Raw genomic sequence first — 5977 nt, 5'->3', positions numbered from 1 at the left:
ATCGGCTTGTCGGGGTGGCTGAACAGAGTGACTACCCCCCAGAAGCCCGTCAGATTGAATCAATGGGCGGGTTTACCACAATCAGTGCAGAAAAGGTCGTTGCTGCAAGGCCTGATCTGGTGGTGGCTGCTCCAAAGAACTCCGAGGAGGTGTTTAACCGACTTCGATCACTTGGGATAACGGTTCTTGTCATCAATCCGGAAACAATCGATGAGATCCTGGAGATGATCATACTGCTTGGCAGGGTTTGCGGTGCTGAAGATAATGCGGAGATGCTGAATCAGGAGCTTAGCCAGAGAATTGCGGCGGTCGAGGAGCGGGTTGCCACCCGATCCCACACCCCGTCTGTTGCCCATATCGTCTGGCATGATCCGATATGGGTGTCTGGTGACCGGACCTTCCAGAACGAGGTGATCAGAACCTCAGGCGGCAGGAATGCATTTTCAGGAGTTGATGAGTATAAGATCGTCGGCCTTGAAGAATTTGTCTCCGCAAATCCCGATTATATCCTTGTCAGCTCGGGAACTGGAATGGGAAAAGCCGGCTATGATGTCATCTATAACTATGTCATGACAGAACCACGGCTTGCACGGCTGGATGCGGTGCAAAATAACCGGGTTATTATTATTGAATCCGATATCATAAGCCGGGGCGGACCCAGAATTGTGGATGCACTCGAAGAGGTGGCAGAAGCATTGCATCCTGATCTCTATGATCCTTTGGTTCGGGAAATGCCGCAATCAGAAGAATCTTCCCCTTTAGCAGTAATTCCTTTGATTGCTCTCTTCTCACTGGCCCTGTTTATACTACAAAGGAGGAAGCTCTCCTCTCCCTCATAGAGTCCGTGTGACCGCCACCCGCCACTCTGTCCCGTGCAGTGATACGGTCGTCCAGACAGCCTCTTTTGTCTGGTCACGGAAGATATAGCTCCCCTGCCCCTGCCGCTCCTTTGTGACCCGGGTGACGAACTCAACGAGCACGGGATAGGCGGTATAGACGGGATCGTCAAGGGGGAGCCCGATCTGTTCCGGATCGGTATCATAGAGGACACGGCCGTCAGTATCGACGACGGTGATCGAATAGGGTTTTCCGGAAACAACCGGCTCAGCCGCCTCCCCGATCAGGAGGTGCGGTTGAAACACGATGGAGGTGAACCCAAGGAACCTCCCCGGCGGCTCGCTCGCGATCCCGCCCCTGCTGAAGACGGGTGCGCTGATAAACGATGCATCGCCTCCCTCTGCCACCGGAATAATGCCGCTCATGATCGGGCGGTGGGTTGCAAGAATCTGCTGTGTTGCTTTCTGATCCGAGACATCCACGCCTTCCACATCGTGGTGTAAGAATGGTTCAGCAGCAAGAATGATGCCTTCCGGGCTGACGGTGGTGCTGTCGATGACCGCCGGATGGATACTGCTTATTTCAAGCAGGATATCCCGTGCCGCCTTGTTATCAAGGCCGGTTGATCCGAGATCATATGCAGCGGATGCCAGTTTGGTATCAAGCGTCTCCAGCGATGCTGAGATCTCTGACTGGAGCCTGAGAAGGATCATCGCCGCATCATCATCAGGATCCGCATCAGGTACAGGGATAACTACCATTCCGATGACTACTCCGGCAAGCAGGCAGGCAATGGCAATAATGATCGCATGGGAAGATTGCATCAGGAATTGTATCTCCTCATATCTTAAGAATCGATCGACTGCATGATGGTAATTGCCTGTCAGTTCACCTCATCACATCTCAATACTCACCGGATCATCTCCCGGCAGCTTCATTGCAGAGCGGTGCAAGAGATCAGCATCATGAAGAATATGGAGATGAAGAGAGAGGGATCGAAACTGATCATCGAAGTGGATCTCACAAAAGATTTCGGCATTTCAAAGTCAGGTAAATCGGTCATCATTGCATCGAGTGAGGGAAATATTGGACTACCTGATGATGATGAGATCAAGATCGGGCTGAATATCTATAGAAAAGCATAGAAAAAGAGATATTGTCATTTGTATTTATTTCACTCACTTTTTTATTCCTTTATACTGTGAAACACTCCATCACGGCAGGTTTCCATCACCCATGCATCCTCTCTGCTTATCCTCGCTCATCACGACAAGCCTGTTAAAGATCTCCCGTACACCTGTCGGATCGATACCCGCCTCAACCGCCCGATCCACTGCCCGGGAGATCACCTGCTCCCGCTGTGCGGGGTCGACCGGCGGCCTGCCTGCCTTCACCTTCTCATGTGCCATCATTCCGGCCAGCGACTGCCGCCTTTTGATCAGATCGACAATCCCGGCATCTATTGTTGCAATCTCCTCGCGGATCTCATCAATGGTCATGTGGAATCTCTCTCACCCGGTAAAATAAAAAGCCTCCTGATCAGCTCATCCTCTGAGGTTCAGCATGCCGTACCGTACTGCTCCGAGGAGCCCCACATCTTCGTCACAAACAAGGGAAACGGGGATTGTTTCGAGCATATCCTGGTAATGCGGAGCATCGATGAACTCCTCACGGAAAGAATCGTTCATCACGAGGAACGGATTTCTCATCGCAACACCGCCGGTGATGAAGAGGCCGCCTGTTGAGAGGGTGTTGAGCACATAATTTTTGCATGCACGTGCATAGAACCGGGCAAAAAACTCTGTTGTCTCTGAATCAGGCCCTATTCTCCTGACAACCTGATTTGGAGGAAGCATCTCGCCGGTCAGCCATGCATGCAGGTGGGCGAGACCGGGGCCACTCACCACCAGATCGTTATGCGGGTGCTTTATTCCGGTTCTCTCCATGAGATACTCCATGAAACGAGCCTCATCGCCTCTATAGAAGGGGAAGGCGGCATGGCCGGCCTCTGAAGGAATAACACAGATACTATCGCCCGCTCCCTTTCTGATTGCACAATGGCCAAGGCCGGTTCCGGCGCCGACAACTGCAATGACGCCGCCATCCCCGGATCTTCCTTCCTGTATCACCTCTCCCGCAAGCCCTGTCTCCAGCAGGCAGGCATATGCCTGGGCAACAAAATCATTGATCAGGTGGATCTCTGTCTCCGGCATCTTTGTTTTGAGGGTGCGTATATCAGCCAGCCAAGGAACATTGGGCAGGATTCCAGGCACGCCATCCCTGACCAATCCCGGTACCGCAAGCACCATCGCCTCCCATGAAGAGCCCGAAGCCGGGGCTGCGTACATGAGGGCCTCTTCGATCAGATCGTCAAATGAACTGAAACTGCTCGTTGTGAGCGAAACAGCATTCAGCCGGGATATGGTACCATCATCACCAAGAGTGAACCCGGCGAACCTGCTGTATGTGCCGCCGATATCTGCTGTCAGGATTCCCTGCATTGATTCTTCCCCGATCCGGCATATTTGGTGCCGGATATCATCTCTCCTCTCTATGATCAGATAAAGAATACTATGAGGGCGTAGGTTAATAACGGGGTCAATCTATAAACACAATCATGCCGGTTCATGATATCGAGGCTGTCCTGAAGGTGGAGGAAGAGGCGATCTCACGGATCAAGGCTGCTGAAGATGAGGCAGAAAAAGCAGTCAGTTCCGCCAGGAAAGAAGCGGCAGCATATACCGAAGATGAACTGAAGAAGGCTTCAGCAGAGGCAGAAGAAACCGTTAACCGTTTAATACAGGATTCTGAGGGAAAAGCCCGAGAAATCGCTTCTGAAACGGATCGGCGTGTTGAAGAGATTATGTCTGCTGCTGCCTCACGAAAGGATAGTGCGGTTTCTGCAATCATAGCCGTAGTCACCGGAGGGGAGGATGTTCTATCCGGCTGAGATGCAGAAGGTGACGGTGGGGATCCATCGCCGGTATGCAGCACCGTTCCTCTCAGCTCTCCATGAAGAGGGGATTCTTGAACTGACCCCGATCACCGGTGACGAGCACCTCCTCCACCTTATCTCACCGGTGCAAAGGGATGAGATCCGGCAGGCACTCGCAGCTGCCCAGGCCCGGACCGAGCGTGCTGTGGAGGCGCTCCATGATCACAGGGAAGAGCAGGGAAGGATCACCGGTTTCTTCTTCCCGGATCGGAAATCCCCGGTTCCGGCAGAGCGATCTGATCCCGCCTCACTGCTGAAGGTGGTGGACAGGTATAACCCGGTGATCTCGGAGATCCTCTCCTGCCGGGTTCGCCGTTCAGCTATCCATGAGCGTTTCGCACGCCTTGATGAAGATGAAGAGCATCTTCTCCTCTTTCGGTGCGTTGGAGAGGCCCTCCCTCCGCGTGAGCCATCCCGTTTCATCACCATCAGGGCAGGGCTCATTCCAACCGGTGAATGCGAGGATTTAAACGCACTTTTTGAGGAAGAGGGAATATCAGAGGCAATTGCGCACTCTGCATGCAGGCTGGAGGAAGAGGGGATGATCGCAGTCGTCCTTGCGCATTCACGTGTTGCCGAAAGAGTTGATGCACTCCTCCGTTCAAGGGGTTTTGCGGATTTTACCTTCGGCGAACATGGGAGTTCTGTTCCTGAGGCGCTTGAACATATCCGGAAAGAGAAGGATGCTCTCCATCAGGAAGATGAAGAGATACAGAATTGCCTGCGGGAGAAAAGCTCAGAATACCTTCAACTGCTTGCCGGGCTTGCAGAGGACCTCGGAATTGCACGGGATGCAGTTGATGCCGCCGCCCTCACCGGCTCAACCCGCGATCTCAGGCTTTATTCAGGCTGGATTAAAAGCCATGATCTCCCTCTCCTTGAGAAGATCGGGGATCTTCATGCAGGTGGCACCATGATCTACCGTGCTGTTCCGGGGAAGGACGGGGATGCCGCTGTTCCTGTTGCATACAATCATCCACGCTGGCTCTCGCCGTTTAGGTCACTCACCACGACATTTGCCCCGCCCCGGTACCGTGAGGTGGATCCGACGTTTTTTATTGCTCCGGTCCTCGTCATCACCTTCGGGGTGATGCTTGGGGATGCGGGCTACGGGCTGCTGCTTGCATTGGTTGCAGCAGCCCTCCTTGCAGGCCCTGCATGGTACCCGGGGTCAACCCGTGACTTCTCGTTTATCCTTTTTGCCTGCGGTATCTCCGGCATTCTCTTCGGTATCGTACAGGGGGGCTTCTTTGGGGATCTCCTCCCGAGATTCTTCGGCATATCCCCGCCCTTCGTATTAATCGATCCCCTGATGGATCCAATCACCATCCTCACCGCCGCCCTTCTCTTTGGGATTTTTCACCTGAACATGGGCCTTGGAATCGCTGCATACAGCAATATCAAAGCGGGTGAACTCAGGAAGATGCTCAAAGAACAGGGGGTCTGGTTTATACTCCAGCCCTGTGCGGCAGTTCTTCTCTTCGCATTCTTCGGATGGGCGGAGATTCCACTTCCCCTTCTTTTTGTATCGGGAGCAGGAGCAGCAGCAGCCGCTGCCCTGATCCTCACCTTCGAAGGGCCTCTTGGGTTCTTCAGCATCACGGGGTTCCTTGGGGACTGGCTCAGTTATACAAGGATTCTTGCGCTTGCACTCGCAACTGCCGGGATTGCGATGACCGTGAATATCCTCTCTGAGATGATCGGATCTGTCCACCCGTATCTCGCCATCGTTGCGGTACTGTTTGCAGTCGGCGGCCATCTGGCAAACTTCCTGCTCCAGTCCCTGGGCGGATTTATCCATGCCCTCCGGCTCCAGTATGTCGAGTTCTTTGGCCACTTTTATGAAGGAGGCGGCCGCCTTTTCCAGCCATTTGCAACGGATCGTAGGAAGACCATTCTTCCGGAGGATGAACCATGATACCTGAACTAACACCCGGATTTATTCTGGCAGTCACCGGTGCCGGGCTCGCGGTAGGACTGTCTGCCATCGGATCCGGCATGGGTGTCGGTATTGCCGGCGCCACCGGTGCCGGAGTGATTGCCATCAAGCCCGAGAAGTTCGGGCAGGCACTCGTATTTCAGGCTGTTCCCCAGACACAGGGGATGTACGGCCTTCTGGTTGCTGTTTTGATCCTCCTCTCGACC

The 5977-nt window shown here is 53.7% G+C and carries 7 protein-coding genes and 1 pseudogene; 5 read left to right on the top strand and 3 right to left on the bottom strand.

Annotated features, from left to right (window positions below):
• On the top strand, positions 1-839 hold an 839-nt coding region (locus QCH34_RS05170; RefSeq protein WP_300331182.1), incomplete at its 5' end, for an ABC transporter substrate-binding protein.
• Here QCH34_RS05170 and QCH34_RS05165 read toward each other — a convergent pair.
• Complete coding sequence (locus QCH34_RS05165; RefSeq protein ID WP_300331179.1) at positions 834-1661, bottom strand: hypothetical protein; 828 nt, start codon at positions 1659-1661, stop codon at positions 834-836. The genes QCH34_RS05170 and QCH34_RS05165 overlap by 6 nt on opposite strands.
• Before the next feature lie 42 nt (positions 1662-1703).
• Here QCH34_RS05165 and QCH34_RS05160 point away from each other — a divergent pair, with 42 nt between their 5' ends.
• On the top strand, positions 1704-1982 hold the full coding sequence (locus tag QCH34_RS05160) for a hypothetical protein (RefSeq protein WP_300331176.1): 279 nt from the start codon (positions 1704-1706) through the stop codon (positions 1980-1982).
• Between the two features lie 69 nt (positions 1983-2051).
• Here the strand turns inward: QCH34_RS05160 and QCH34_RS05155 are convergent, their stop codons facing one another.
• A complete protein-coding gene (locus QCH34_RS05155; protein WP_300331173.1) occupies positions 2052-2336 on the bottom strand; it encodes a chorismate mutase in 285 nt (94 codons plus the stop codon).
• A 45-nt stretch (positions 2337-2381) separates the two neighbouring features.
• Entirely contained in the window at positions 2382-3338 is a 957-nt protein-coding gene (locus tag QCH34_RS05150) for a glucokinase (RefSeq protein ID WP_300331170.1), read from the bottom strand.
• A 116-nt stretch (positions 3339-3454) separates the two neighbouring features.
• Here QCH34_RS05150 and QCH34_RS05145 point away from each other — a divergent pair, with 116 nt between their 5' ends.
• The 3 genes and pseudogenes from QCH34_RS05145 to QCH34_RS05135 form a co-directional block, all read left to right on the top strand.
• Positions 3455-3787, top strand: coding sequence for a hypothetical protein (locus QCH34_RS05145; protein ID WP_300331167.1), 333 nt, complete (start codon positions 3455-3457; stop codon positions 3785-3787).
• Complete coding sequence (locus QCH34_RS05140; protein ID WP_300331164.1) at positions 3771-5750, top strand: V-type ATPase 116kDa subunit family protein; 1980 nt, start codon at positions 3771-3773, stop codon at positions 5748-5750. The genes QCH34_RS05145 and QCH34_RS05140 overlap by 17 nt, the downstream gene beginning before the upstream one ends.
• Positions 5747-5977, top strand: a pseudogene (locus QCH34_RS05135) (V-type ATP synthase subunit K); the annotation flags it as partial. The gene QCH34_RS05140 and the pseudogene QCH34_RS05135, both read left to right, overlap by 4 nt.

Origin of the sequence: Methanocalculus sp., from assembly GCF_029762515.1 — an archaeon.
Taxonomy (GTDB): domain Archaea; phylum Halobacteriota; class Methanomicrobia; order Methanomicrobiales; family Methanocorpusculaceae; genus Methanocalculus.
This window is presented reverse-complemented; position numbering and strand designations above follow the sequence as displayed.

What these genes read in the sequence shown, in the direction of transcription:
- QCH34_RS05155 (WP_300331173.1), bottom strand. Translation starts at nt 2,336, where the DNA reads ATGACCATTGATGAGATCCGCGAGGAGATTGCAACAATAGATGCCGGG.
- QCH34_RS05140 (WP_300331164.1), top strand. Translation starts at nt 3,771, where the DNA reads ATGTTCTATCCGGCTGAGATGCAGAAGGTGACGGTGGGGATCCATCGC.
- QCH34_RS05160 (WP_300331176.1), top strand. Translation starts at nt 1,704, where the DNA reads ATGATGGTAATTGCCTGTCAGTTCACCTCATCACATCTCAATACTCAC.
- QCH34_RS05165 (WP_300331179.1), bottom strand. Translation starts at nt 1,661, where the DNA reads ATGCAATCTTCCCATGCGATCATTATTGCCATTGCCTGCCTGCTTGCC.
- QCH34_RS05150 (WP_300331170.1), bottom strand. Translation starts at nt 3,338, where the DNA reads ATGCAGGGAATCCTGACAGCAGATATCGGCGGCACATACAGCAGGTTC.
- QCH34_RS05145 (WP_300331167.1), top strand. Translation starts at nt 3,455, where the DNA reads ATGCCGGTTCATGATATCGAGGCTGTCCTGAAGGTGGAGGAAGAGGCG.